Origin of the sequence: Mesorhizobium sp. ES1-3, from assembly GCF_020164795.1 — a bacterium.
In the GTDB taxonomy this organism is placed as follows: domain Bacteria; phylum Pseudomonadota; class Alphaproteobacteria; order Rhizobiales; family Rhizobiaceae; genus Mesorhizobium.
The window spans coordinates 132,622-157,787 of the sequence record NZ_JAIUGW010000011.1 but is presented as its reverse complement, the minus strand read 5'-3'; the positions used below and the strand labels follow the sequence as shown (position 1 = coordinate 157,787).

Annotated in this window: 27 protein-coding genes; 16 read left to right on the top strand and 11 right to left on the bottom strand. The window is 64.3% G+C overall.

Going from position 1 to position 25,166, the window contains the following annotated elements; all coding sequences use genetic code 11:
* Positions 1–12: 12 nt before the first annotated feature.
* The 6 genes from zwf to LB536_RS17255 all read left to right on the top strand — a co-directional run bounded on the left by zwf (position 13) and on the right by LB536_RS17255 (position 5,798).
* Entirely contained in the window at positions 13–1,389 is a 1,377-nt protein-coding gene (gene zwf, locus LB536_RS17280; RefSeq protein ID WP_224594770.1) for a glucose-6-phosphate dehydrogenase, read from the top strand.
* A gap of 14 nt (positions 1,390–1,403) precedes the next feature.
* Positions 1,404–2,108: an ROK family protein gene (locus LB536_RS17275; RefSeq protein ID WP_140811160.1), complete on the top strand. Its 705-nt coding sequence runs from the start codon at positions 1,404–1,406 to the stop codon at positions 2,106–2,108.
* A 189-nt stretch (positions 2,109–2,297) separates the two neighbouring features.
* Positions 2,298–2,780 carry a MucR family transcriptional regulator gene (locus tag LB536_RS17270; RefSeq protein ID WP_224594767.1) on the top strand — a complete coding sequence of 161 codons (483 nt, stop codon included), beginning with the start codon at positions 2,298–2,300 and terminating at the stop codon, positions 2,778–2,780.
* A 223-nt stretch (positions 2,781–3,003) separates the two neighbouring features.
* Positions 3,004–4,104 carry an aminotransferase class I/II-fold pyridoxal phosphate-dependent enzyme gene (locus LB536_RS17265; protein WP_224594764.1) on the top strand — a complete coding sequence of 367 codons (1,101 nt, stop codon included), beginning with the start codon at positions 3,004–3,006 and terminating at the stop codon, positions 4,102–4,104.
* 151 nt (positions 4,105–4,255) lie between these two features.
* On the top strand, positions 4,256–5,494 hold the full coding sequence (locus LB536_RS17260) for an MFS transporter (protein ID WP_224594761.1): 1,239 nt from the start codon (positions 4,256–4,258) through the stop codon (positions 5,492–5,494).
* Between the two features lie 73 nt (positions 5,495–5,567).
* Entirely contained in the window at positions 5,568–5,798 is a 231-nt protein-coding gene (locus tag LB536_RS17255; RefSeq protein ID WP_224594759.1) for a hypothetical protein, read from the top strand.
* Positions 5,799–5,977: 179 nt separating this feature from the next.
* On the opposite strand, the gene LB536_RS17250 is transcribed toward LB536_RS17255, so the two are convergent.
* The 6 genes from LB536_RS17250 to hemC form a co-directional block, all read right to left on the bottom strand.
* On the bottom strand, positions 5,978–6,694 hold the full coding sequence (locus LB536_RS17250; protein WP_224594756.1) for a glutamine amidotransferase: 717 nt from the start codon (positions 6,692–6,694) through the stop codon (positions 5,978–5,980).
* Between the two features lie 15 nt (positions 6,695–6,709).
* Positions 6,710–7,189, bottom strand: coding sequence for a TerB family tellurite resistance protein (locus LB536_RS17245; protein WP_224594753.1), 480 nt, complete (start codon positions 7,187–7,189; stop codon positions 6,710–6,712).
* Positions 7,190–7,243: 54 nt separating this feature from the next.
* Positions 7,244–8,836: a heme biosynthesis protein HemY gene (locus LB536_RS17240; protein WP_224594743.1), complete on the bottom strand. Its 1,593-nt coding sequence runs from the start codon at positions 8,834–8,836 to the stop codon at positions 7,244–7,246.
* 10 nt (positions 8,837–8,846) lie between these two features.
* Complete coding sequence (locus LB536_RS17235; RefSeq protein ID WP_224594739.1) at positions 8,847–10,316, bottom strand: COG4223 family protein; 1,470 nt, start codon at positions 10,314–10,316, stop codon at positions 8,847–8,849.
* A gap of 109 nt (positions 10,317–10,425) precedes the next feature.
* Positions 10,426–11,142, bottom strand: a complete 717-nt coding sequence (locus tag LB536_RS17230) for a uroporphyrinogen-III synthase (protein WP_224594737.1) — start codon at positions 11,140–11,142, stop codon at positions 10,426–10,428.
* Positions 11,143–11,144: 2 nt separating this feature from the next.
* Entirely contained in the window at positions 11,145–12,083 is a 939-nt protein-coding gene (hemC, locus tag LB536_RS17225) for a hydroxymethylbilane synthase (protein ID WP_140811172.1), read from the bottom strand.
* A gap of 103 nt (positions 12,084–12,186) precedes the next feature.
* On the opposite strand from hemC, the gene tsaD reads away from it, so the two are divergent.
* From tsaD to LB536_RS17190, 7 genes are read left to right on the top strand one after another with little or no spacing between them, the layout of a single operon-like run.
* Complete coding sequence (gene tsaD, locus LB536_RS17220; RefSeq protein ID WP_224594878.1) at positions 12,187–13,272, top strand: tRNA (adenosine(37)-N6)-threonylcarbamoyltransferase complex transferase subunit TsaD; 1,086 nt, start codon at positions 12,187–12,189, stop codon at positions 13,270–13,272.
* Positions 13,269–14,291 carry an NAD(P)H-dependent glycerol-3-phosphate dehydrogenase gene (locus LB536_RS17215; protein WP_224594732.1) on the top strand — a complete coding sequence of 341 codons (1,023 nt, stop codon included), beginning with the start codon at positions 13,269–13,271 and terminating at the stop codon, positions 14,289–14,291. Before tsaD ends, LB536_RS17215 begins: the two co-directional genes overlap by 4 nt.
* A gap of 22 nt (positions 14,292–14,313) precedes the next feature.
* A complete protein-coding gene (locus LB536_RS17210) occupies positions 14,314–14,610 on the top strand; it encodes a YciI-like protein (protein ID WP_140763327.1) in 297 nt (98 codons plus the stop codon).
* 17 nt (positions 14,611–14,627) lie between these two features.
* Positions 14,628–15,053: an EVE domain-containing protein gene (locus tag LB536_RS17205; RefSeq protein ID WP_224594730.1), complete on the top strand. Its 426-nt coding sequence runs from the start codon at positions 14,628–14,630 to the stop codon at positions 15,051–15,053.
* Positions 15,008–15,733 (top strand): class I SAM-dependent methyltransferase, encoded by a 726-nt coding sequence (locus tag LB536_RS17200; RefSeq protein WP_411966553.1) that lies wholly within the window; start codon positions 15,008–15,010, stop codon positions 15,731–15,733. The genes LB536_RS17205 and LB536_RS17200 overlap by 46 nt, the downstream gene beginning before the upstream one ends.
* 23 nt (positions 15,734–15,756) lie before the next feature.
* Entirely contained in the window at positions 15,757–16,173 is a 417-nt protein-coding gene (locus tag LB536_RS17195) for a DUF1761 domain-containing protein (protein WP_224594725.1), read from the top strand.
* 15 nt (positions 16,174–16,188) lie between these two features.
* Positions 16,189–16,932 carry a glycosyltransferase family 25 protein gene (locus LB536_RS17190; RefSeq protein WP_224594722.1) on the top strand — a complete coding sequence of 248 codons (744 nt, stop codon included), beginning with the start codon at positions 16,189–16,191 and terminating at the stop codon, positions 16,930–16,932.
* Positions 16,933–17,020: 88 nt separating this feature from the next.
* On the opposite strand, the gene gcvA is transcribed toward LB536_RS17190, so the two are convergent.
* Positions 17,021–17,953 carry a transcriptional regulator GcvA gene (gcvA, locus tag LB536_RS17185; protein ID WP_224594719.1) on the bottom strand — a complete coding sequence of 311 codons (933 nt, stop codon included), beginning with the start codon at positions 17,951–17,953 and terminating at the stop codon, positions 17,021–17,023.
* Positions 17,954–18,120: 167 nt separating this feature from the next.
* Between gcvA and LB536_RS17180 the strand changes: the two genes are divergently transcribed.
* Positions 18,121–18,363, top strand: a complete 243-nt coding sequence (locus tag LB536_RS17180; protein WP_140811181.1) for a hypothetical protein — start codon at positions 18,121–18,123, stop codon at positions 18,361–18,363.
* 75 nt (positions 18,364–18,438) lie between these two features.
* On the opposite strand, the gene LB536_RS17175 is transcribed toward LB536_RS17180, so the two are convergent.
* The gene (locus tag LB536_RS17175) at positions 18,439–18,975 is read right to left on the bottom strand and encodes a L,D-transpeptidase (protein WP_181182927.1); all 537 of its coding nucleotides are present in this window, start codon (positions 18,973–18,975) and stop codon (positions 18,439–18,441) included.
* 144 nt (positions 18,976–19,119) lie between these two features.
* Between LB536_RS17175 and LB536_RS17170 the strand changes: the two genes are divergently transcribed.
* Positions 19,120–19,803: a response regulator transcription factor gene (locus tag LB536_RS17170; RefSeq protein ID WP_027145512.1), complete on the top strand. Its 684-nt coding sequence runs from the start codon at positions 19,120–19,122 to the stop codon at positions 19,801–19,803.
* A 121-nt stretch (positions 19,804–19,924) separates the two neighbouring features.
* Positions 19,925–20,380: a Crp/Fnr family transcriptional regulator gene (locus LB536_RS17165; RefSeq protein WP_140763306.1), complete on the top strand. Its 456-nt coding sequence runs from the start codon at positions 19,925–19,927 to the stop codon at positions 20,378–20,380.
* A 232-nt stretch (positions 20,381–20,612) separates the two neighbouring features.
* Here the strand turns inward: LB536_RS17165 and LB536_RS17160 are convergent, their stop codons facing one another.
* From LB536_RS17160 to LB536_RS17150, 3 genes are all read right to left on the bottom strand, one after another.
* Complete coding sequence (locus tag LB536_RS17160) at positions 20,613–21,419, bottom strand: exodeoxyribonuclease III (protein ID WP_224594716.1); 807 nt, start codon at positions 21,417–21,419, stop codon at positions 20,613–20,615.
* Positions 21,420–21,492: 73 nt separating this feature from the next.
* Positions 21,493–22,173 (bottom strand): outer membrane lipoprotein carrier protein LolA, encoded by a 681-nt coding sequence (locus LB536_RS17155; protein ID WP_224594713.1) that lies wholly within the window; start codon positions 22,171–22,173, stop codon positions 21,493–21,495.
* A gap of 134 nt (positions 22,174–22,307) precedes the next feature.
* A complete protein-coding gene (locus tag LB536_RS17150; protein ID WP_224594711.1) occupies positions 22,308–24,965 on the bottom strand; it encodes a DNA translocase FtsK in 2,658 nt (885 codons plus the stop codon).
* Positions 24,966–25,166: the final 201 nt, after the last annotated feature.

Here is a 25,166-nt window from a genome sequence, read left to right as displayed (position 1 = left end):
GGAGACGCACGCATGAGCCAGGAACGGTCCGACACGCTGGTGCTCTTCGGAGCGACCGGCGACCTCGCCCACAAGAAGATATTTCCAGCCCTTTACCAGATGGTCGCCAAGGGCACGCTCACCGAACCGGTGATCGGCGTCGCCTTCGACGCCTGGGATTTGAAGCAATTGCAGGACCGCGCCCGCGACGGCATCGTCGACGCGCTCGGCAAGATCGACGAGAAGGTGTTCGCCAAGCTGGCGTCGCTGCTGCGCTATGTCAGCGGCGACTACCGCGATCCGGCCACTTTCGAGAAGCTGAAGACGGCACTTGGCAGCGCCCAGCGGCCGCTGCACTACATGGCGGTGCCGCCGACCATGTTCGAGACTGTCGTGCAAGGGCTGGAGCAGTCGGGCACCGCGCATGGCGCGCGGCTGATGGTGGAAAAGCCCTTCGGCCACGATCTGCAATCGGCGCGCTGGCTGAACCGGGTGCTACACCTGGTGTTCGACGAACAGTCGATCTTCCGCATCGACCACTATCTCGGCAAGGAAGCGATCCAGAACCTGCTTTATTTCCGCTTCGCCAATTCCCTGCTCGAGCCGATCTGGAACCGCAATTACGTCGAGAGCGTGCAGATCACCATGGCCGAGGATTTCGGCATCGAAGGGCGGGGGCGGTTCTACGACGATGTCGGTTGCATCCGGGACGTCATCGAGAACCATCTGCTCAACATCCTGCTGCTCCTGGCCATGGAGCCACCGGTCGGCCGCTCCGCCGACGACCTGATCGACGAGAAGGTGCAGGTGCTGCGCGCCATCCGCACCTTGACCAAGAACGATGTCGTGCGCGGCCAGTTCACAGGCTATCTGGCCGAGCCCGGTGTGGCGCCGAACTCGCCGGTCGAGACCTTCGCGGCGGTGCGCTTCTTCGTCGACACCTGGCGCTGGCAGGACGTGCCGTTCTTCATCCGCGCCGGCAAGAACATGCCGGTGCATGTCACCGAGGTGGTGGTGCGGCTGAAGCGTCCGCCGCTGGACGTCTTCGACCCGATCAAACCCGCCGACCAGAATTACGTCCGTTTCCGCATCGACCCGCAGGTGATGATCGCCATCGGCGCCCAGCGCAAGGCGCCCGGCGACGACATGATCGGCGAGCAGGTGGAACTCGCCGCGCTCGACGATTCGAAGGGCGACATGCCGCCCTATGAGCGGCTGATCGGCGACGCCATGAACGGCAATGGCCAGCTCTTCACCCGCCAGGACGCGGCCGAACTGGCCTGGCGCATCGTCGGTCCGGTGCTCGGCGATACCACGCCGCCGCATCTTTACGAGCCGAAGACATGGGGGCCGATGGACGCCATGGCCGGCTTCGGACCGCCCAATGGCTGGATCGGCCCGGTAACATGAGCGGAGGGGACCAGATGGCCAAGGTGAATAAGCAGGCTGCGTCGAACACTGGGCAGGTCGTCCTTTCGATCGACATCGGCGGGTCGCACGTTAAGATCCTGACCAGCGACGGTGGCACCGAGCGCCGGACGGATTCCGGGCCTGACCTGACGCCACGGCAGATGATCGACAAGGTGAAAAAGCTCGCCGAGGGACTGTCCTATGACGTCATCTCGATGGGTTATCCGGGCCCGGTGCGTCACAACAAGCCGGTGCTCGACCCGATGAATCTCGGCAAGGGCTGGGTCGGCTTCGATTTCACCGCTGAGTTCGGCAAGCCGGTCAAGGTGGTCAACGACGCGCTGATGCAGGCCCTCGGCAGCTATGAGGGCGGGCGCATGCTGTTCCTCGGCCTCGGAACCGGCCTCGGTGCGGCGATGATCCTCGATAATGTCGGCCAGCCGATGGAACTCGCCCATCTCCCCTATAGAAAAGGCCAGAGTTTCGAGGACTATGTCGGCGAACGCGGCCTGGAAAAGCGCGGCAAGAAGAAGTGGCGCGGCTATGTCTTCGACGTCGTCAACCGGCTGCGCGCCGCCCTGCAGCCAGACTATGTCGTCATCGGCGGCGGCAATGTCGACAAGCTCGACGAATTGCCCGCCAACTGCAGGCGCGGTGACAACACACGCGCTTTCGAAGGCGGATTTCGTCTGTGGCGCGACAAGGCCCTGATCGTCTGATATTATTACAGTTTAGTATAGTTGTTCAAAATGGCGTGTGATGTCGCGCCGATAGATTGCATTGTGCAGGTTTGCCGACTAGGAAGTCAGCCCCACTACATCGCGTCGCGCGCGACGCACAAAGACGACGCACTTTAATTTTGCGCATCATCCTTTTTGAAAACGGCCCCATTTTCGAGGTCATGCGCCATGGATGGAGGAAATAGATTGACCGACGAAAACAGCCACGCCAGCAAGACCCTCGACCTTCTCGAACTGACAGCCCACATCGTATCGGCCTATGTCGAGAAGAATCGCCTGCCCGCGTCCGGCCTTCCCGAGCTGATCGCCAGCGTCAGCGCCTCGATCAGTGGGCTCGGCCAGCCGGTCGCCCCGGTGGCGGCACCGCTGGTCCCGGCCGTCAACCCGAAGAAGTCGGTGACCCCGGATTTCATCATCTGCCTCGAGGATGGCAAGAAGTTCAAATCGCTGAAGCGTCACCTCGGCGTGCATTTCGGCCTGACGCCGGATGCCTACCGCGCCAAATGGGGCCTGCCCTCGGACTATCCGATGGTTGCCCCCAACTACGCCGCTTCGCGCTCGGAACTGGCGAAGTCGATCGGGCTCGGCCGCAAGGCCGTCGCCCCCCCGCCTGCCAAGGGCAAAGGCCGAAAGGCCAAAGTCCCGGCCTGAGCAACTCAGTCCTGAGCCAATACTTAGAACGACTGGAACAGAAGCCTGCCGGCGAAACCGCCTTGGCAGGCTTCATGTTTTTGTGGCTTGGATGAACCGGACAAGCTTTGAGCAATTCCAGGAAAAGTGTGAAACGGTTATCCGTCCGGAATTGCGTCTAGACAAAGGGGGTGGAGCTGTTTGCCGTTTCCGTGAAACGGTGAACCGCTCCGGGGGGGAAGCCATGAACTACACCAGGATGGTGATCGAGAAAGAGGCCCCGGAGGAATACGGCTACGACCGTATCCGCTACAATCTCTCCGAAAGCTCGATTGCCGACCAGAAGCTCTCCGACATCGGCCTCTCGCTGCCGGACCTGACGCTCTTTTACGGCGAACATCGCGGCGACAAGGCGCTGCGCGACCTGATCGCGGCACAGGATGCCGGCATCTCGCCCGACGATGTGCTGGTCACCGCCGGTGCGGCCGGTGCGCTGTTCATCATCTCGACCTCGCTGCTGTCGGCCAGCGATCACCTCGTCGTCATCAGGCCCAACTACGCCACCAACATCGAAACGCCGCGGGCGATCGGCTGCGCCATCAGCTTCGTCGACCTCGCCTTCGAGGAAGGCTTTGCCGTCGATATCGAGCGCGTCAAGGCAGCGATGCGGCTGAATACGAAGTTGATCAGCGTCACTTGCCCGCACAATCCAACCGGCACCATGATGAGCCGTGCCGAACTCGACGCGCTGGTGGCGCTCGCCGAGGCCAGCGGCTGCCATCTGCTGGTCGACGAAACCTATCGCGACCTCTCCTATGGCAGGCGCCTGCCTTCGGCGGCCTCGCTGAGCAAAAAGGCCATCAGCGTCTCGTCGCTGTCCAAGGCCTTCGGCATTCCCGGCATCCGCATCGGCTGGCTGACTGCAAGGGATGCCGCCCTCCAGGAAAAATTCCTCGCCGCCAAGGAGCAGATCGGCATCTGCGGCAGCGTCATCGACGAAGGCATTGCGCGCGGCGTGCTGGAGCGCCGGGACGTGTTTCTGGCAAAGCTGCTGCCCGAGATGGCCAAGCGCCGTGATATCGTCCAGGCTTGGATCGACCGCGAGCCGCTGGTCGACTGGGTGCGGCCTGAGGGCGGTGTCGTCGGTTTCCCGCGCCTCGATGTCGAGCCCGGCTTCGACCTCGACCGGTTCTATGTCAGGCTGCTGGAGGACCACGGCACCTATGTCGGGCCTGGCCACTGGTTCGAGATGGAGAAGCGCTTCTTCCGCGTCGGCTTCGGCTGGCCGACGGAGGCCGAATTGAAAGGCGGGCTGGACGCGATTTCGGCCGCGCTGCGGCAGTAACTTCCGCGTGCTACCGAGAGCGCGGCTCGAAAGTCCCTTGATCCAGACCTGATTTTGAAGCATATGCGCGCCGAACTTTACCAAGTTCCATTGGTCGGACCAGCGCCCATTCGGGAAGTGCCCCGCCGGCATAGCAACGGGGCCTCGCTCCATGATACCTGAGCAAAATTTACCGGAGCAGCGCTATGCGGCTTTCCGGCACAAAGCCTTCCTCAGCTACTGGACGGCGCGCTTTCTCACCACCTTCGCGACCATGATCGTTTCCGTCGCCGTCGGCTGGCAGATCTATGACCTGACGCGCGATCCGTTCGACCTTGGCATTGTCGGCATCGTCCAGTTCCTGCCTTCGCTGTTGCTGGTGCTGGTCACTGGCGTCGTCGCCGACCGCTTCGGCCGCCGCCTGATCATGGCGCTGGCAACGGTGGTCGAGGCAGGCTGTGCGCTCGTTCTCCTCTACTTCACGCTGCGCGGCCTCGTCAGCCCGCTGCCGATCTTCGCCGTTCTGGCGCTGTTCGGCATGGCGCGCGCCTTTTACGGACCGGCCTCGTCGTCACTGTTCGCCAATCTGGTGCCGCCGGAAGATTTCGGCAACGCGATTGCGTGGAACTCGTCCGCCTGGCAGACGGCGACGATCATCGGTCCGGTCGCGGGCGGCCTGCTCTATGGCGTCTCGGCCGAAGCCGCATACGCTGTCGCCTCTGTGCTGATGCTGGTGGCCGGTCTGCTGATCTTCACCATTCCCAAACCCGCCCAGCAAAGCGCCACCGACAAGCCGACGATGGAAACACTGTTTGCCGGCTTCCGTTACATCTGGAGCGAGAAGATCGTGCTCGGCGCCATCTCGCTCGATCTCTTCGCCGTGCTCTTGTCCGGCGCCTCGGCGCTGCTGCCGGTCTATGCGCGCGACATCTTGCAACTCGGTCCATGGGGCCTCGGCCTGCTGCGCTCGGCACCGGGCATCGGCGCCGTCTGCGTCGCGGTCTGGCTCGCCGGGCACCCGATCCGCGACCATGCCGGCAAGATCATGCTGAGCTTCGTCGCGGCGTTCGGCGCCTTCACCGTGCTGTTCGGTCTGTCGACCCTCACCTGGCTGTCGATCGTTGCTCTGGTCTTCCTCGGCGCCACCGACATGTTCAGCGTCTATATCAGGGAAACGCTGATCCAGTTGTGGACGCCGGACGAAGTGCGCGGCCGCGTCAACGCCGTCAACCAGGTCTTCGTCGGCGCCTCCAACGAAGTCGGCGAATTCCGCGCCGGCACCATGGCGGCGCTGATCGGCACGGTTCCGGCGGTCGTCATCGGTGGCGTCGGCGCCGTCGCGGTTGCCGGCCTGTGGGCCTATCTGTTCCCGCAACTGCGCAGGGTTCGCCACCTCAATGGGCGAAACTGACGGTCTCACCGGTATCGGCGGAGCCGCGAATCTGTGCTAAGCCGCCCGCCCAACCAACCAAAGGACAACACCTGTGAGCGAACCGACTGTGGCCGAGGCGACCGAAAATATCTATGCGTCGCTCCGGTCGGACAATGCCGATATCGACGCACATATCGCGGCGCTCAAGGCAGCGCTGGCGCGGGAGGGGATAAAACAGGCGGTGTTCGATCCTGCCAAATTGGCACAGAACAACCGCTCGGGCCGCAAGTTGATGCAGGCCTACTTTCGGCAGCGCGGCGTGAGCGTGAGCTTTTCGGACTGAGCAATTCCAGGAAAAGTGAGTAGCGGTTTACCCGGGAAAAGTGCGTAGCGCTTTCCCTAGGGAATTGCGTGAAAACAAAGAGTTAGAGCGGGTCGGCGATTCTATCAAACGCTGAACCGCTCTAGTTTCCACGCTCCGAAAGCCGACAGTCGGAAATCGGCAGATCGGCAGGCTCTGACCTACCGCGCCACCGGCCCGCCAAAGATCATCCGCAAGAACTCGTCGAGCCAGCGCTTCAGATGCATGTCCCAGATCAGCCGGCCCCCGAGATGGTCGCGGCCGGGCTGGGCGCCGGGCAGCTCGAAGCGGTGGGCGCCGCGCACCACCCAGCGCTGCATCATCACCCGGGTGAGTTCGCCGTGGAACTGGATGCCCCACGCATTGTCGCCATAGCGGAAAGCCTGGTTGGGATAAGTCTCGTTCGTGGCCAGCAGCATCGCGTCGCTCGGCAGCGAAAAGCCCTCGCGATGGAACTGGTAGACCATTTCGGGCCAGTGCATCAGTTTCTTGCCGGCCTCGGTCGCCTTCAGCGGATACCACCCGATCTCGACCAGCCCTTCACCGTGGCCCTCGACCTTGCCGCCGAGATGATTGGCCAGCATCTGCGCGCCAAGGCAGATGCCGAGCAGCGGCCGGTTTTCCCTGAGCGGGATTTCCAGCCAGTTGGTCTCGCGGCGGACGAACTCATCCTCGTCATTGGCGCTCATCGGCCCGCCGAACACCACCGCGCCGGCATGACCATCCAGCGTTTCCGGCAAGGCGTCGCCGAGCGGCGGGCGGCGGATGTCGAGATCGAAGCCTTCTTCCAGCAGCATGTGGCCGACGCGTCCGGGGCTCGAATTCTCCTGATGCAGAATGATCAGGATCTTTGGCTTCGGGCTCGTTCTGGGCGGCATGGAAAGGCGAAAATCCTACTCGTCGCTCGATGTTCCGGTGGCGCCGGGTGCCTGCGCCGCGGCCTTGCGGCGCGCCTCGACCCGGTCGCGGCGTTCGACGCCGATCAGCTCGGCGACCCGCCACACCGTGTTGTCCTCGAGCTCATGCAGCTCGCCATCGGCATAGACGATCTCCCACATCAGGCCGATGAAGGCCTTGCGCCCCTCCGCGTCGAGATGGCGCTTGAGCACGCTGGTGAAGGCGTAGAGGTCGATCGCCTCGTTGTCGGCGCGCTCGCCGGCGGCGGCGAGCGCTTCGAGTTCGGCACCGTTGATCGAATAGCTCTGCGCCAGCACCGCCTTGAACCGCTCCCATTCGACGTCCTGGCGCACGCCATCGGCATTCATCACATGGTAGAGCAGCGCCGAAGCCGCGACGCGCGGATCGTCCGTGCTGGTGTGGCTGCCGGAGCCGGCCGGCAAATCCCTGAGAAACGACAGAACGCGCTCGAACATCAATTCATTCCCAAAACGGCCCGATGGCCAAGTCAAATCACCCGATGGCCAAAATCAAAACAGCCGGAACCGGCGTGGCGACTTTTCCGCCTCGTCGTCCGGATCGACGCCTGGATCGTCCGGCAGGCGCGCCAGTTCTTCCGCCGGCTCGACGGCCTCGGCATCGGCCGGCACCGCGGCAAAGGCGGCGGCCGTGACCGGGGTGACATGATCCTCGCGGCTCTCGGCACCCCTGCTCGTCGCCTCGTTGCCCGGGGCGGCATGATCGATCACGTCGACCGGCTTTTCCGGCCTGCCCGGCGCCTCGATGGCCACTACCGGGGCATCCAGCTCATCGCGGCTGTCGATCAGTTGGCCAAGCCGCTCCATCGGCGCGCGCCATTCGAAGGCGTCGAGCCGGCCGGTGACCGGCGAGACCGGCGCCCAGCGCTCGGAGACGACGCCGTCGGCGACCCAGGCTGGATCGCGCGGCGCCCGCACCGCCTTGGAGAGCAGCTGCCGCACCTTGCCCTGGTCGCCGGTCTCGGCCTCCTCGATGTCGGCCAGGAGCAGATAGGCGCCCTCGCGGCGGTCAATGCGGATCGCGGCTTCGGCCTCGCGGCGAGCGGTCGACAAATCCTGTGCGTCGAGCGCGGCACGCGCCACCGTCATCGACGATTCGGCGTGGTTCTTCTTCATCTCCTGCAGCTTCTTTGCCCGGTTGAGCCGATCAAGCACGGCGTCACCCGGCCTTGCATGGGTGTAGAGCTCGGCAATTTCGGGATGCGGCTCGGCCTTCCATGCTGCTTCGAGGATCTTCGAGCCCTTGCGCACGTCGTTCTGCTTGAACAGCGCCGCCGCGGCGGCAATTGCGGCGGGGGCGAAGTCCGGCTGCAGTCTGTTGGCCTCGACCGCCGCTGTCCTGGCGGCCGCGGGATCGCTGTCGGCGAGCGACTGCGCCTTGGCGGTCAACAGCACCGCGCGGCGGCGGTTGGCGGCGTCGCGCTCGATCTGCCGCGTCGACTTCTGCGCGTCTACCAGCTTCAGCGCGCCGTCCCAGTCGCCGCGCGCGGTCAGCTCCTCCAGCGTCGATTCGGCCGCCCAGGCCAGTTGCGGCGCCACTGCGGCGGCGCGGCCGGCATAGTGCCGGGCGGCATTGCGGTCGCCCAGCCGCTCGGCTTCCAGATAAAGCCCGCGCAGGCCAAGCAGCCGCATTTCGGGGTCGTCGAGCATGCTCTCGAACTTTTGGCGCGCGCCGTCATGATCGCCTTCTAGCAGCGATGCCTGCGCTTCGAGCAGATGGATCAGCGGCTCCTGGTCGGAACGGATCAGCTTGGCCGCTTCCTTGGTTTTCTTACGGGCGAGCGCCCCGTCGCCGGCGCCGGCGGCGATCATGCCGGTCGACAGCGCCTGATAGCCCCGGTCGCGGCGGCGCACGCGGAAATAGCGCGAGATGGTGTAAGGGCTGTTCCACAGCGACTTGATGAGCCACCAGACGATCATCACCGCCGCGACGACGGCGACGACAGCCACCGCCGCCACCATCAGGCTGACCTGGTACTGGTAGCCATTGAAGGTGACGACCATGTCGCCGGGCCGGTCGGCCAGCCAGGCAAAGCCCAGCCCGAGCGCGAAGACGACGATGAGGAAGGCGAGCAGGCGGATCATCGTGTTGTCCTCATGCCTTCATCGCGCCGGAGATCAACGCGTCGACCTGGGTTTCGACCTCGATGCGCGCCTTCAGTTTGCCGGCAAAGTCGGCGCCCGCGGCCTTCACGGCTTGCGGCAGCCTGTCATATTCGCTGAGTGCCTTGGCATAGTCGCCCTGGGTGACCGCAACCTCCATGCGCGCCACGGTTTCTGGTGCCCCGGTGCCTTCGACGGCACCGATCGGCCGGACCTTGACCAGCGATTCGGCGCTCGACATCAGGTTCTGCAGAAAGCCGGCATTATGGTCGTCCGGCGTGGCCGCTGCCACCATGGCGTTCGCGGCGGCATCCATCTGCGAGGCAATCTCGGTGCGGGTCGGCACGCCCTTTTCGGCATAGGGGCGCAATGTCGCGAGCTGCGGCGCATCAGGCGAAATCGCGGCCAGCGTATCGAGTTCGGCCGAAAACGGCGCGCCACGGTCGAGCGCGGACTTCAGCGCCGAAGCCGCGATGGCGAGCGCGATCTTCGGCTGCGATGCCTGCGCATCGACCTTGCCGGAAAGCTGCGACACCGACTGCTCCAGCGCGGAGAGACGGCCCTCCTGCGCCTTCGCTGCCTCGCCTGTCGACTTCACCAGCGCATCGAGAGCCGCCATTTTTTCGTTGAGTGGACCGAGATCGACGGGCGCCGCGCTGCCGGCCTTGCCGAGGGCCGCCACCGTGGTTTCGATCTGCTTGACCTTGTCTCCCAGTGCGGCGAGCCCGGCATTGTCGCCGGCGCCGCCCTGTTCGACCGTCGATTTCAGCGCCGCGACATCGCTCTTGACCTGGTCCAGCTCCGACGACAGGCCATCGACCTTGGCCGATGCACCATTGTTGTTGCCGGCTTGCCTCATGTCCGCGATTTCGCTCTTCAGCGAGGCGATCTCGCCATTGACGCCATCGAGCGAGGCGCCGGGAGCGGAGCCCGGCGCGCCGAGCAGACCGGCAAATTGCAGGCCACCGGCGCCGACCAGCGCGATGACGCCGCCGATGATGCCGGCGGCGATGCCGTTGAGGCCGCCCCGCTTCGGCTGTGCTGTCATCGGTTCGCTCCTCGCGTCGGTTTTTCCGGGAGCCGCCTTGGTCTCGGCGGTTTTGGCGGTTGCATCCTCAAAATTGTAGTCGGAAGCCGTGGCGCGGTTGGGGGGTGTATCCGAACCGGGATAAGGCATTTCCGGCTCAGCGGATTTGGCCTCGGGCGCATCTGTCCCGGCCTGCCCCGCGGCGGCATCGTCATGCTCCCAGGGTTCTAGGTCGGTCTGATCGGCATGCACCGGCTCTTCCGGAGCCTCCGGCTGCGAGGCGTTCGCTGCTTCCTCGGCCTTCGCCTCGTCGGTCTGGGCGGTATCCTTGGCGGCATCCTCGTCGACGACGCGTGAGACGGCGCCCGGATCGAGATCGATGGTCACCGGCTCGCGGCGGCTCTTCGAGTGTCGCATCTTCGGCGTCTTGACCATGCATGGGCTCCGCAAAATTCGCTTCGTCTCAACGCCCGGCGGCGCGTGATGGTTCAGAAGGGTCTAGCACATCACCAAGCGGTGAAAAGGGGCGGTGTGATGACGCGGGTCAGGGCCGTTCCCGCAAAAGTGCCAGCAGCGCCTCCTCGTCGGGTCGTGCGGCGACGCGGATTGCCTTGCCGGCGCTGCCGCCGAAGGCGGCGGCGATGCGCGCGGAAAGGACAAAAACCCGTGTCTTTTCAAAGGCCTTTTGCAGGACAGGCCGGCTGGTCAGGACCCGCATCGCGGCAGCCGCCTTGGCCGAATAGAGCAGCACCACGTCGACGGCTTGGCCTGATATCAGCGAAAGGATCGCTTCGTCCGAATGGCTTACCGCAAGCGTGTCGTAAGTCTCGACGGCATGGACCCCGACATGAGCAGCTTCCAGCTTCTGTTCGAAGGCGGGAAACCGCACGCGCCCACAGAGGTAAACGATCGTTTTACCGGAAAACGCGATCGCCATGCGGTCGGCCAGCGCCTCGGCATCGCCGGGCCCCTCGACGACCGAGAGAAAGCCGGCTTTACGCGCGGCCGCGGCGGTCCTGTTGCCGACAGCATGGCAAGGCAGGTTGGAAAGCGCCGCTATCAGATCTCTCGGGGCATGGCGCACGGCATTGGCGCTGGTGATGGCGACGGCCGCCACGTCGTCCGGAACCGCCTTGGCATCGACCGGCAGTACCATCGTCTCCGTCAATGGCAGGAGAAGAGGCTCGAAACCCATCTCTTCCAGCTTTCGCGCCGTGCGCGACGCACCGGGCTCCGGTCTGGTGACCAGGACGCGGAGCATTTTCAGAGCCAGCCGTCGAAGAACTTTTCGCCGGCCCTGGCGCGAACTGTCCGCGCGGCGTTCGCGCCTATTTCCGCCGCGTCCGCGGCCTCGCCTTCCAGCCGGACGTCATGCCATTCCGTGCCGTCGGGCGAGATGATCAGTCCGGCAAAGGACAGTTTGCCGCCCGATACGGTCGCATGGCCGGCGATCGGTGTGCGGCACGAACCGTCGAGCGCGGCGAGAAACGCGCGCTCGCAGGCCAAGGCCTGGCCCGTCGGCACATGATGGATCGCCGCAAGCATGTTCTCGATTTCACGGTCGCCGACCCGCGTCTCGATGCCGATCGCGCCTTGTCCCGGCGCCGGTGGAAAATCCTCCAGCGGCATCAGGTCGGTGATTACGCCTTCGAGCCCGAGCCGCTTCAGCCCTGCATGGGCGAGGATGGTACCCTCGGCGATGCCTTCATCCAGCTTGCGCAGCCTCGTCTGCACATTGCCGCGGAACATCACCACCTCGAAATCCGGCCGCATCCGGCGGATCAGCGCCTGGCGGCGGAGCGATGAGGATCCGACCTTGGCGCCATGCGGCAGATCGGCGATCCGCTTGACCGCCTTGCCTATGAAAGCGTCGCGCGCGTCCTCGCGCGGCAGGAAAGTGGAGAGCTCCAGTCCATCGGGAAGCACCGTCGGCATGTCCTTCGACGAATGCACGGCGATGTCGATACGCCCGTCGAGCAGCGCTTCCTCGATTTCCTTGGTGAACAGGCCCTTGCCGCCGGCCTCCGACAGTGGCCGGTCCTGGATACGGTCGCCACTGGTCGAGATGGGCACCACTTCGAAAGCCTGCTCGGGAAGGCCATGCGCCTTCATCAGCCGCACACGCGTCTCATGCGCCTGGGCGAGCGCCAGCGGACTGCCGCGCGTTCCGATTTTCCGTGTTTCGATTTTCAAAGTTTGCATGGCGCGCGGTCCGTGATAACCCCCGAGCGAAATCGAGGTCTTGCCGGCCTTTTCCTAATGGGGAATAGCCCCATAGACAATCTCTTGGGATAGCGACGAATTGATCCGCGTTCTGGGCATCGAGACGAGTTGCGACGAGACCGCCGCCAGCGTCGTGGCGCTGGAGGGCAATGCCGCGCCGAAAATCCTGTCCAATATCGTGCTCTCCCAGATCGAGGAGCATGCCGCCTTCGGCGGTGTCGTGCCCGAGATCGCCGCGCGCGCCCATGTCGAAGCGCTGGACGGCATCGTCGAGGCGGCGCTCGCCGATTCAGGCGTGGCTCTGGGCGATATCGACGCGATCGCCGCCACTGCCGGGCCAGGCCTCGTCGGCGGCCTGATCGTCGGCCTGATGACGGCCAAGGCGATCGCGGCCGCGGCGAACAAGCCGCTGATCGCCGTCAATCACCTCGAAGGCCACGCCTTGACCGCGCGGCTGACCGACAGCCTGGAATTCCCCTATCTCTTGCTGCTGGTTTCCGGCGGCCACACGCAGATTCTCGCCGTGCGCGGCGTCGGCGACTACCAGCGCTGGGCCACAACCATCGACGACGCGCTCGGCGAAGCCTTCGACAAGACGGCCAAGATGCTCGGCCTGCCCTATCCTGGCGGTCCCAACGTCGAGAAGGCGGCGCTGTCGGGCGATGCCTCGCGCTTTGCCTTCCCGCGGCCGATGAAAGGCTCGGCGCAGCCCGATTTCTCCTTCTCCGGCCTGAAGACCGCCGTGCGCCAGGCGGCGACCGCGATCGAGCCCTTGAGCGACCAGGATGTCGCCGACATCTGCGCCTCGTTCCAGGCGGCCGTCGCCGATGCGCTGGCCGACCGCGTTTCCCGCGCGCTGGCACGATTCAGCCAAACATTCCCTGGCACGAAGAACCCGGCGCTGGTCGTCGCCGGCGGCGTCGCCGCCAACCGCGCCATCAAGGCGACGCTGGAGCGACTCTGTACTGAGGCCGGTTTCACCTTCGTCGCGCCGCCGCTGAAATTGTGCACCGACAATGCCGCGATGATTGCCTGGGCCGGCATCGAGCGGCTGCGCGAAGGCATGGCGCAGGAGAACGGCTTCGATTTCGTGCCGCGCTCGCGCTGGCCGCTGGACAGCGTCTCGACGCCAATGGTCGGCTCGGGCCGGCGCGGAGCCAAGGCATGACCGGTCGAGCCGCGAAGAGCGAGGGCCTGGGCAAAAGCGGTTGGCATGTCACCGTGCTCGGCGGTGGCGCCTGGGGCACGGCCCTGGCGCTGGCCATGCTGCGCGCAGGCCACTCGGTACGGCTGTTCGCGCGCGACCCTGAAACCGTGGCCTCGATCGGTCGTGGCGAGAACCCGCGCTATCTCCCGGGCATCGCAATCGAGCCCGGCATCGAGGCGACGAGCGACATCGAGGCAGCGCTCACTGGGGCCGATTGCGTGCTGGCGGTGACGCCGGCGCAGGCGTTGCGAGCGACACTGGCGGCCGCGAAAGATTATATGCCGGCCGGCATTCCGCTCGTGCTTTGCGCCAAGGGCATCGAGCGCGACACCGGCGCCTTGCTGTCGGCAATCGCTACGGAAATCCTGCCGCAAAACCCGGTCGCCGCCCTGTCCGGGCCGAGCTTCGCCAGCGATGTCGCCCGCGGCCTGCCGACGGCGGTGGTGGTGGCCGCCGGCGACGAGGCGCTTGCGGCCAACCTTGCCGCCCGTTTTTCGGCTGAAAACCTGCGCTGCTATTCGAGCGACGACCTGATCGGCGTCGAAATCGGCGGCGCCTTGAAGAACGTCTTCGCCATCGCCGCCGGTGCCGTCACCGGGGCCGGGCTCGGCGCCAGCGCCCAGGCCGCCATGGTCACGCGCGGCTTCGTCGAGTTGCGCCGCATCGGTGCCGCCTTCGGCGCCAGGCCCGAGACCCTCATGGGGCTTTCCGGCCTTGGCGACCTGCTGCTCACCTGCTCGTCGACGCAGTCGCGCAATTTCGCCTATGGGCTGGCGCTTGGGCAAGGCAAGGCGCTTTCCGGGCTACCGCTGGCCGAGGGCGTGCCGACCGCGGCCATCGCCGCCCGCATCGCCGCCGAGCGCAACATCGATGCGCCGATCATCGCCGCCGTGGCCGCCATACTGGACGGCACCATCACCATCGGCCAGGCCGTGACGGCCCTGATGACGCGGCCGCTGAAGACCGAAACCAACGATTGACGACCATCAGGAGAAAGCCACAATGCTGTTCGCGTTGATTTGCAAGGACAAGCCTGGAAGCCTGCAGGTGCGCGTCGATACGCGGCCCGCGCATGTCGCCTTTCTCGAGGCGCTGAATGGCGAGAAGAAGCTGGCCTTCGCCGGCCCGTTCCTCGATGCCGACGGCAAGCCGAACGGCACGCTCGCCGTGATCGAGGCGCCCGATATGGCCGGAGCACAGGCGCTGTCTGCCGCCGACCCCTACGCCAAGGCTGGGCTGTTCGAGAGCGTCGAAATCCGGCAGTGGAACTGGGTCTTCAACAAGCCGGCGGCCGGCTAATCGGCAGGAGAAAGAAAATGAACTACTGGCTGTTCAAATCCGAACCCTCGGTCTTCTCCTTCGAGGCGTTGAAGGCCAAGGGCAAGGCAGGCACGCAATGGGACGGCGTGCGCAACTACGCCGCCCGCAACAACATGAAGGCAATGCAGATCGGCGATCTCGGCTTCTTCTACCATTCCAACGAGGGGCTGAACGTGGTCGGCATCGCCGAGGTCTGCGCGCTCGCCCATCCCGACACCACGTCGGATGATCCGCGCTGGGAGTGCGTCGATATCCGCGCCGTCAGGGACATGCCGAACCCGCCGACGCTGGAAGAAGTCAAGGCCAACCCAAAACTGGCCGAGATGGCGCTGGTGCGGCTCGGACGGCTTTCCGTGCAGCCGGTGACCCCGGCCGAATGGGAGGAAGTCTGCCGCATGGGCGGCCTGACGCCTGCTCCGTGACGGCACTCACCCCCGACAGCGCCAGGCAGTTCATCCTCGACAACACGGCGCTGATGGCGCCGCCGCATGTACCTGAGATTCTTCTCCACCTCGCCGACGAAGCGCATGATCTTTGGCAGCGGACCGAGGACGAACTGGTCGAGATCGGCCTGCCGCCACCTTTCTGGGCTTTCGCCTGGGCCGGCGGCCAGGGCCTCGCCCGTCATGTCATCGACAATCCCGAAACGGTGCGGGGCAAGCGCGTGCTCGACTTCGCCTCGGGCTCCGGCCTCGTCGCCATCGCCGCCGCCAAGGCCGGTGCCGCGGACGTGACGGCGGCCGACATCGACCCGTTCTGCGCCACCGCGATCCGGCTCAACAGCGAGGCCAATGGCGTCGGGATCGAATTCCTCGGCGCGGACTGTATCGGCACCGATGCGGGTTGGGACGTGGTCCTGGCTGGCGACGTCTTTTACGACAAACCCTTCGCCGACCGGCTTATGCCATGGTTTTCGGCGCTCAAACGGAGTGGCGCCGACATCCTGATCGGCGATCCCGGCCGGTCCTATCTGCCGCGATCCGGGCTGGAGCCGCTTGGCATCTACCAGGTGCCGGTGACGAGGGCGCTCGAGGATGCCGAAGTCAAGCGTACGACCGTATGGCGGCTGCTTGACGCCATCGCCGAACAGGCGTTTCCATAAACCGCATCTGGAGGGGGAAGCTCATGGATTTTTCGGCAGTGAACTGGATCGCGGTGGTCGCCGCCGCCGTCGTCGCATGGCTGTTCGGTGCCGTCTGGTACATGGCGTTTAGCAAGCCCTGGCTGAAGGCCGTCAAGCTCGATCCGGCGACGATGAAGAAATCGCCGCTGCCCTTCGTCATCTCCTTCATCGCCGAGCTGCTGATGGCCACCATCATGGCCCTGGTCGTCGGCGCGATGACCGGAGGCGAGCCAACCTGGCTGGCCGGGCTGATCTTCGGTTTCGTGCTCTGGCTGGGTTTCGTCGCCACGACCCTGTCGGTCAACCATCGCTACGAGAATTTCGGCTGGGACCTGACCCTCATCGACGGCGGCCATTGGCTGGGCGTGCTGCTGATCATCGGCGCGGTGATCGGCTGGTTCGGCGCCGCGGCGAGCTGAGATAGCGATTTGACGATGACGGATGAATCCGCCTTTCCGCGCGACCTGGTGTTCAGCCGGGTCTGTCATGTCAAAAAAGGCTATGACGACCGGCGCCGGCATATCGTGCGCGAGTTCGAGCGGCGCGGCGTGCCGGTCACCTTCTACATCGATTGGGACCAGCCGGATATCACCCCGGAGATTCGTGCTGAACTGGTCGCTCCCGATTTTGTCCACCCGGCGCAGGTCTCGCTGGCGCTGAAGCATGTCGGGATCTGGCGCGATTTCCTCGAAACCGACCTGCCCTATTGCCTGGTGTTCGAGGATGACGTGTTCCTCGCGCGCGACTTCGTCGCCAAATTTCGGCAAGGGCTGGCCGAACTCGGCAGCCCGATGCGCAAGGCCGTCATCTATCTCGGCAATGGCAGCAACTACTACACGCCGAGCTGGAAATTGCGCAGGGGTCAGAGGCTCTACCCGGCACTCCATGCCAGGTGCGCGGATTCCTACCTCATCACCCGTCCGGTCGCCGAAGCCCGTTGTGCCTGGATCGATCAGCACAAGATATACACCGTGATCGATCACCAGATCGAGCAAATGGACGAAAAACTGGGCATTGAGATGCTGTGGTTCGAGCGACCAATTGTCGAGCAAGGCAGCGAAAACGGCGCTTTCCAGACTTCCGTCGCCGGCAAAAAGCAGCCGCTTCTGTACAAGAAGCTGAAATGGAACGTGAAGAAATACCGACGCATGATCTTCGGCCACAACGCCCGGTCCTGAGTGCAGAGCAATTCCAGGAAAAGTGCGTCGCGGTTTTCCCGGGAAAAGCGCGTAGCGCTTTCCCTAGGGAATTGCATGAAACAAGAGATCAGACCTTGTCCGTCGTCCGCGTCCTGGCAACTTCCTCCAGGATCCATTCGCGGAAGGCGACGATACGGGGATCGTCGCCCGTGGCCTGGGGATAGACCAGGAAATAGGCGAATTCCGGCGCAACCCTGATGCTGAACTCGAAGGGCCGCACCAGCCGGCCCTCGGACAGGTCGTTTGCCACCATGGCGAGATCGGCGAGCGCGACGGCATTGCCGTCCAGCGCTGCCTGGACAGCATCCGTGGACGTGCCGAAGACGACGGTGCGGCTGTCGTCGAAATCGTTGATGCCGGCCGCCGCCATCCACATGCGCCAGTTTGGCCATGTCACGCCCTGGCGGGCCCATTCGATATGGGCAAGCGTGTGGTTGAACAGGTCGCGCGGCTCGCGCAGGGGCGGCCCCGATGCCAGGAGGCCCGGGCTGCACACCGGAATGATGATGTTGTCGAACAGGCGATGCGCGCAGAGCCCTGGATATTTGCCGGCGCCGAAGCGGATGCCGACATCGACGTCGTCGAGATCGAAATCGCGCAAGCCGTAGGCGATGTCGAACCTGAGTTCGATGCCCGGCCGCTGTTGGCGGAAATTCTCGACGCGCCGCATCAGCCATTTCGCCGCGAACTGCGCGTCCAGCGTCACCTTCAGGAATTCCGTCCCGCGCGCCATCTTGCGCGCCCGCATCACGGCCCGGCCAAGCATTTCGAGCGTGTCGGTCGCCGCCTCGTACAGCACCGTGCCCGCCTCCGTCAGCCGGATGGTGCGGCTGGTGCGGGTGAAAAGCACGATGCCGAGCTGATCCTCGATTTCCTTGATCTGGTGGCTGACGGCGGCAGGTGTCAGGCCCAGCTCGTCGGCGGCTCGGGTGAAATTGAGGTGCCGGGCCGCCGCCTCCAGCGTCCTGAGCGCCCGCGTTCCCGGCAAGAGCGCTGCCATCAGCGCACGGCCCGATCGAAGTGATCCATGGAGCCCTCAATCCTCAAATAAAACTTGATGATGAGAAAAAAACTACTCGTTTCCCATTTGTTTTTCAATCCGGCATGATTTGCAGCATCAAAACACCATCAAACCGGATTTGATGTCCGGAGAATACGGATCACATCATGTCTCACATCGTTCTCCACCCTGCATATATCGCCCGGCCGAGCTGGCTGTCGGCTGTTCGTGACTGGCTGCGGCAGGCCAGGGTCGCGGTCAATCTTGGCCACCAGAACGTCGAGGACCTGTCCGATCGCCAGTTGCGCGATATCGGCGCCCACCGCAAGGATATCGCCCGCGCCATGGACCGCGAGACCGGCCGGCTGGGCCTTCTCGACATCGGCTGGCAGAGGAACAGGAAGGGATAGGGGAGTAGGGAATAGGGGAGTAGGATTGGTGATGCAGCCTGAACGTGTCTGCTACTGAAGCCTTCCCCTATTCCCCTATCTCACCACCCTCACCACCGTCCGGTCCGACAGCAGCGGCAAAAGCCGCGCCATCGTGCGCGCGGTGACCGCCACGCAACCTTCCGTCGGCGTGAAGCCGGGACGCGCCAGGTGGAAGAAGATGGCGCTGCCGCGCCCGCGACGGCGCGGCGCGATATTCCAGTCGAGCACCAGGCAGGCGTCATAGAGCCTGTCGTCGCGCCGCATGCGTTCATGGCTGGCGCCATAGGGTATCTTGACCGGCCTGTTGTAGTTGCGGTCGTCAGATACCTCGCACCAGCCGAGATCAGGCCCGATCAGCGCCATCCCCAGCCGCGTCCTGCGGCCGGCGGCAAACTGATCCCCGCGAAAATAGCCCGCCAGGATGCGCATCGAAGCGAGCGGCGTGGCGCCGTCACCCTCGCGCTTGCCGGAAGAGATGCCCCCGCGTCCCAGCGCGCACGCAAACACCGTTTTGCCGGCCTGCAACAAGCCCTGGCTTGGGTGGCCGGGCCTCGTCCGCACGGTCAGCACGCGCAGCTGTTTTGCCAAAATTGCGCCGGCTGCATTGCGATCGCGTTTTTTCTTGTATGATCGTGCCACGGAACAAATCACTGTGATCGGCTATTGTGCCGGCAAGCTTCCGCATAAATACGCAGCGGTCAACTGAATTCACTTTTCAAAACAACGGATTGATCCATGACTTCACGCACCATCCTGATCGTCGACGACGATGACGACCTGCGCGGCACACTGGTCGAGCAACTGTCCCTCTACGAGGAATTCGACGTGCTGCAGGAATCGACTGCGGCAAAAGGCGTCACGGCGGCGCGCGGCGGGCTCATCGATCTACTCATCATGGATGTCGGCTTGCCCGACATGGATGGCCGGGAAGCCGTGAAGATCCTGCGCAAGGGCGGCTACAAGGCGCCCATCATCATGCTGACCGGCCACGACACCGATTCGGACACGATTCTGGGTCTCGAGGCCGGCGCCAACGACTATGTGACCAAGCCGTTCCGTTTCGCGGTGCTGCTTGCCCGCATCCGGGCGCAGCTGCGCCAGCACGAGCAGAGCGAGGACGCGACCTTCTCGGTAGGCCCCTACACCTTCAAGCCCAGCCAGAAACTGCTCATCGACCCGCGCGGCGGCAAGGTGCGGCTGACGGAAAAGGAGGCCTCGATCATCAAGTATCTCTATCGCGCCGACCAGAAGGTGGTGACGCGTGACGTGCTGCTGGAGGAAGTGTGGGGATACAATTCCGGCGTCACCACGCACACGCTGGAAACCCATGTCTACCGTCTGCGCCAGAAGATCGAGCGCGATCCTTCCAATGCCGAAATTCTTGTGACAGAAAGCGGCGGCTACAAGCTGGTTCCTTAAACATTTCACTATCCAATGAGCGGTCTGGACGGGGCCGCTTTCGGGTACGATCCTGTTGGAGGGGGATTCAGGGCCGTACCGCAGAGGAGGGATTGGACTGACCGTTCGGGGACACAGCTAGATGGCGCTGGATGACGACATCCGCATCCTGTCCGCCGTGAGGCTTTTCGAAGGCTTCACGCAGGAACAGCTGCGCCTGCTCGCCTTCGGCGCCGAGACCACTCTCGTGCAGGCGGACCACAAGCTTTATCGCGAGGACGACGTGGCCGACTCGGCCTATGTCGTGGTCAGCGGGCGTATCGTGCTCTATCGCGAGCAGAATGGCGAGCGCGTCCCGATCGGCAAAGTCGGCCCCGGCACGATGCTCAGCGAACTGGCGCTGATCGCCGACACCAACCGGCTGACCAGCGCCTCGGCCGAAATCGACTCGGAAGTGATAAGGCTGAGCCGCAAGATGTTCCGGCGCATCCTGGAGGAGTATCCGGAACTGGCGGTGAAACTGCACCAGCGCATCTCCGAGGAATTCCACGAAATGATCCGCCGCATCGAGGAACTGGCCCCGCGGTTTTCGGGGTGAACCCTTTGCCGCGATAGAACTCGAAGCTTGGCGGGACAGCGCCCCCCTCTGTCCTGCCGGACATCTCCCCCACAAGGGGGGAGATCAGCGGCCTTGGCGCTCCGCTCGATCTTGCAACATCAGTGATTGGCGAAAGCTTCGAAACATGCAATCTCCCCCTCGGGGGGATGTCCGGCAGGACAGAGGGGGGCGCGAAGGATCGCGACAGAACGCCTTTTTATCGACGAATCTGTTAATCCAGATCGAACCTGGCAATCACCGGCACATGGTCCGACGGCCGGTCCCAACCGCGCGCCGCCTTCAGGATTTCGTAGCCGGCAAAATCAGGCACCAGGTTTGGCGACGACCAGACATGGTCGAGCCGCCGGCCGCGATTGGACGCCTCCCAATCCTGCGCCCGATAGCTCCACCAAGTGTAGAGCTTCTGTTCCGATGGCACGTTGAGCCGCATCAGGTCGACCCAGCCGCCGGCGAGCCGCATCGCCTCGAAGTTTTCGGTCTCGACCGGCGTGTGGCTGACCACGTTGAGCAGTTGCTTGTGCGACCAGACGTCATGCTCCAGCGGCGCGATGTTGAGGTCGCCGACCAGCACCGAGGCCGACACCTCGCCATGCTCCGCCCGGATGGCGTTCATCTCGGCGACGAAATCGAGCTTGTGCCTGAATTTCCTGTTGATCTCGGGATCCGGCTCGTCGCCGCCTGCGGGCACGTAGAAATTGTGCACCAGGATTGTCTTGCCGCCGGCCCGCACCGTCACCGACAGATGCCGGCTGTCCTCGATATCGCAGAAGCGTCGCCTTTCGACCACCTCGATCGGCCGCCGCGCCACCGTCGCCACGCCATGATAGCCCTTCTGGCCATGGAAGGCGATGTAGGGATAGCCGGCCTTGCGAAAGGCTTTTTCAGGAAAGAGCTCGTCCGGGACCTTGGTTTCCTGCAGGCAGAGCACATCGGGCGCGTACTCATCGAGCAGGCGTTCGATGATCGGCATGCGCAAACGCACGGAGTTGATATTCCAGGTGGCGATGGAAAAGGGCATGCGTCAAGGTCCGGCGACAGATCGCCGAACTACTGCCAGCCACACGCCGGAAAAACAAGCGAAGTGACGAAGACTACCGTGTCTTGGTGTTCAGTTCGCGGTTGGCCGTATAGTCGATGGCGAAGGTGTCGGGCGCGAAACTGACCCCTTCCTTGGTGTTGAAGATCATCACCGTCGTGTCCTTGCCCTGCGCGTCGGTAATCGTCCACTGCCGCAGATCATAGGTTTTCGGGTCGAACATCATGGTGATTCGCGCATTGCCGAAAACCGACTTGTCGGAGAGCTGGATGGTGGTGAGGTCGTCTTCTTCCTTGACACTCTTGACGCGGTCGCCGGAGAGGTCGATCCGGTCGTCGAGCAGCAGCTTCAGCGGCGTCTTCGACAGCGGATAGAGGTCCGACGTGTTCAGCTTCTTGTTGAGGATGACAACCGACCTGCCGTCGGAAATCACCCGGAAATCCGAAGCCCCGTCATAGTTGAAGCGGATCTTGCCCGGCCGTTCCAGGAAGAATTTGCCGCCGGTCTGCTCGCCCTTGGGACCGAACTGGACGAATTCGCCGCTCATCGATTTGACCGCTGAGAAATGGTCGGCGATCTTTTGCGCCGCCGCAGGCACGGCCGCCTGCGCCGAGGCCAGCAGCTCGAATCCGGGCGCCACGTTGAGCGCGGCGGCACCCGCGAACACCAGGCCGAGGCCAAGCAACTGGCGGCGGGTCGGGGCAAGATCGCTGAGTGCTGAAAGATCGTTTTTCATGTCGGTGACTCTCGTCTGATTCCTGATCTGGTCGCTGTCGTGAACCCCCAGTTGGGCTGAAGTTTGGCGAGGCGATGGCTGCTCAGCCGGTTGAACGCGCCAGAAGGTTCAAAGTTGCCGCAACTCCCCATCCGTCAGAATTTGTCGTCTTCGGTCGGCACCAGGATTTCGCGTTTTCCGGCATGGTTGGCCGGGCCGACAATGCCTTCCTTTTCCATCTTCTCGATGATCGAGGCGGCCCTGTTATAGCCGATGCCCAGACGCCGCTGGATGTAGCTGGTCGAGGCCTTGCCATCGCGCAGCACCACTGAGACCGCCTGATCGTAGGGATCGTCGGAATCCTCGAAATTGCCACCGCCTCCGCCACCGGAACCGCCCTTGCCGGACGGCTCGTCGTCGTCCTCGCCGTCATCCTCGGTAATGGCGTCGAGATATTCCGGCACGCCCTGCAGCTTCAGGTGCCCGACGATCTTCTCGACCTCGTCGTCGGAGACGAACGGCCCGTGCACGCGCTGGATGCGGCCGCCGCCGGCCATGTAGAGCATGTCGCCCATGCCGAGCAGCTGCTCGGCGCCCTGCTCGCCCAAAATGGTGCGGCTGTCGATCTTGGACGTCACCTGGAAGGAGATGCGGGTCGGGAAATTGGCCTTGATGGTGCCCGTGATGACGTCGACCGAAGGACGTTGCGTCGCCATGATGACATGGATGCCGGCGGCACGCGCCATCTGCGCCAGGCGCTGGACGGCGCCTTCGATGTCCTTGCCGGCGACCATCATCAGGTCTGCCATTTCGTCGATGATGACGACGATATAGGGCATCGGCTCGAGATCGAGATTCTCGGTCTCGTAGATCGCCTCGCCGGTCTGGCGGTCGAAGCCGGTCTGCACGGTGCGCGAGATCTTTTCGCCCTTCTTCTCGGCCTGTTGCACGCGCGCGTTGAAACCGTCGATGTTGCGCACGCCGACCTTGGACATCTTGCGGTAGCGGTCCTCCATCTCGCGCACGGTCCATTTCAGCGCCACCACCGCCTTCTTCGGGTCGGTCACGACCGGCGTCAAAAGATGCGGAATGCCGTCATAGACGGAAAGTTCGAGCATTTTCGGGTCGATCATGATCAGCCGGCATTCCTGCGGCGTCAGCCGGTAGAGCAGCGACAGGATCATGGTGTTGATGGCGACCGACTTGCCCGAACCGGTGGTGCCGGCGACCAGCACGTGCGGCATCTTGGCGATGTCGACGATGACGGCCTCGCCATTGATGGTCTTGCCCAGCGCCAGCGCCAGCTTGGCCTTGGTCGTCTCGAAATCGCGGCTGGCCATGATCTCTCTGAGATAAACCGTCTCGCGCTTGGCATTGGGCAGTTCGATGCCGATGGCGTTGCGGCCGGGTACGACGGCGACGCGGCAGGCAATCGCGCTCATCGAGCGCGCGATGTCGTCGGACAGGCCGATGACGCGCGACGACTTGATGCCCGGCGCGGGTTCGAGCTCGTAAAGGGTGACGACCGGACCCGGGCGAACGGCAATGATCTCGCCCTTGACCCCGAAATCCTCCAGCACGCCTTCGAGCAGGCGCGCGTTCTGTTCCAGCGCATCCTTCGAGAGACTTGGGTCGCGCGCGACGTTCTTCGGTTCGGACAGGAAATGCAGTGACGGCATTTCGAACGTGTCCGAGCCGATCAGCGAGGTCTGCGCCTCGCGCTGGACGCGGGCGCCCGGCACGGGTCGCGCCGCCGGCGCCTCGACCCGGGTGGCGGCATCGGAACGGAACTGCTGGACCTTGGCCGCGGGGGCACGCCGCTGCGCGACCGGCACGTCGTCGAAATCCATGTCGTCGTCGTCGCGGCCGAAGACATCGTCGTCGGCCGGATCGACGGAAACGCCGCGGTCGTTGACCATGGCGGCGAAGAATTCCGGTTCGACACGGGCGCGGCCGTCCTGGCTCATGCGGGATTCGGCGAACTCGGCCGACTCGACCCGTTCGGCGGCACGCCGCCAGGCGCTGGCGCGCGGCTCCATCTCCGGTTCGAACTCGTCGCGCTCCTGCCTGCGGCGCACCGCGCGGCGATGCATCCAGGCGCGGAACGAAAGCCACCAATGTGTAATTGCGCCGAGCGCCAGCATGCCCTCGTCGCCCTCGTCCTCGTCATTGTCGAACAGGAGCTCGTTCTCGCGCGGGTCCGCGGCGGCCGGTTCTTCCATCACGGCGAAGCCGTTCTTGCGTCCGATCAGAGCCGCGCCATAGGCGAACAGCCAGAGCGCGGGTGCCGCCAGCAATATGGCGAGCACGCTGGCAATCAGCCCGGTCGGATAGCCGCCGATGAGGACGCCGGGAATCTTGAGCACCATGTCGCCGAAGACGCCGCCGAGTCCGGTGGGCAGCGGCCAGGTCTTGGGCGGAACGATGCAGCCCGCGATCGCGGCTGCGAGCAGCGCGAAACCGAACCAGAACAGCCCGCGCTTGGGCAGCCTGTCGACGCCCCGCGCCGAAAACAGGAGATAGCCCCAGATGACGGCCGGAACCAGCGCGGCGACCGCGGCAAGGCCGAAGAACTGCATGGCGAGGTCGGAGAAGACCGCGCCGGCATAACCCATGGCGTTGGTGACGATGTTGGCGGTGGCGTGCGAGAAGCTTGGGTCGGCGACGTTCCAGGTCGCGAGGCTTGCGACGGCGAAGGCGGTGAACGCTAACAGGCCGGCGCCGACCAGACGGCCGACTTGGCGCCGCGCGAATGCCTGGATGCCGTGCCCCGTATCGGTCAGCGCGAGCGGTGCTGAAGCCCCTGAACGCATGCTCTTCCCCGTAAGTGATTGCCTGGCCCGAGCGCATGACGCACTCCGGCAGATTCGGATGCCAGACTAGGCGTGGGAAGGTTAAGGGCGCATTAACTATAAGGCTGCCGGCGACCGTCCTTTTGACGTCGAGACCTGCCAGTGCTCGCACCACATAAAAATGGCGGGCGCCCAGGCCCGCCATCCATTCGTTGGGTCAGG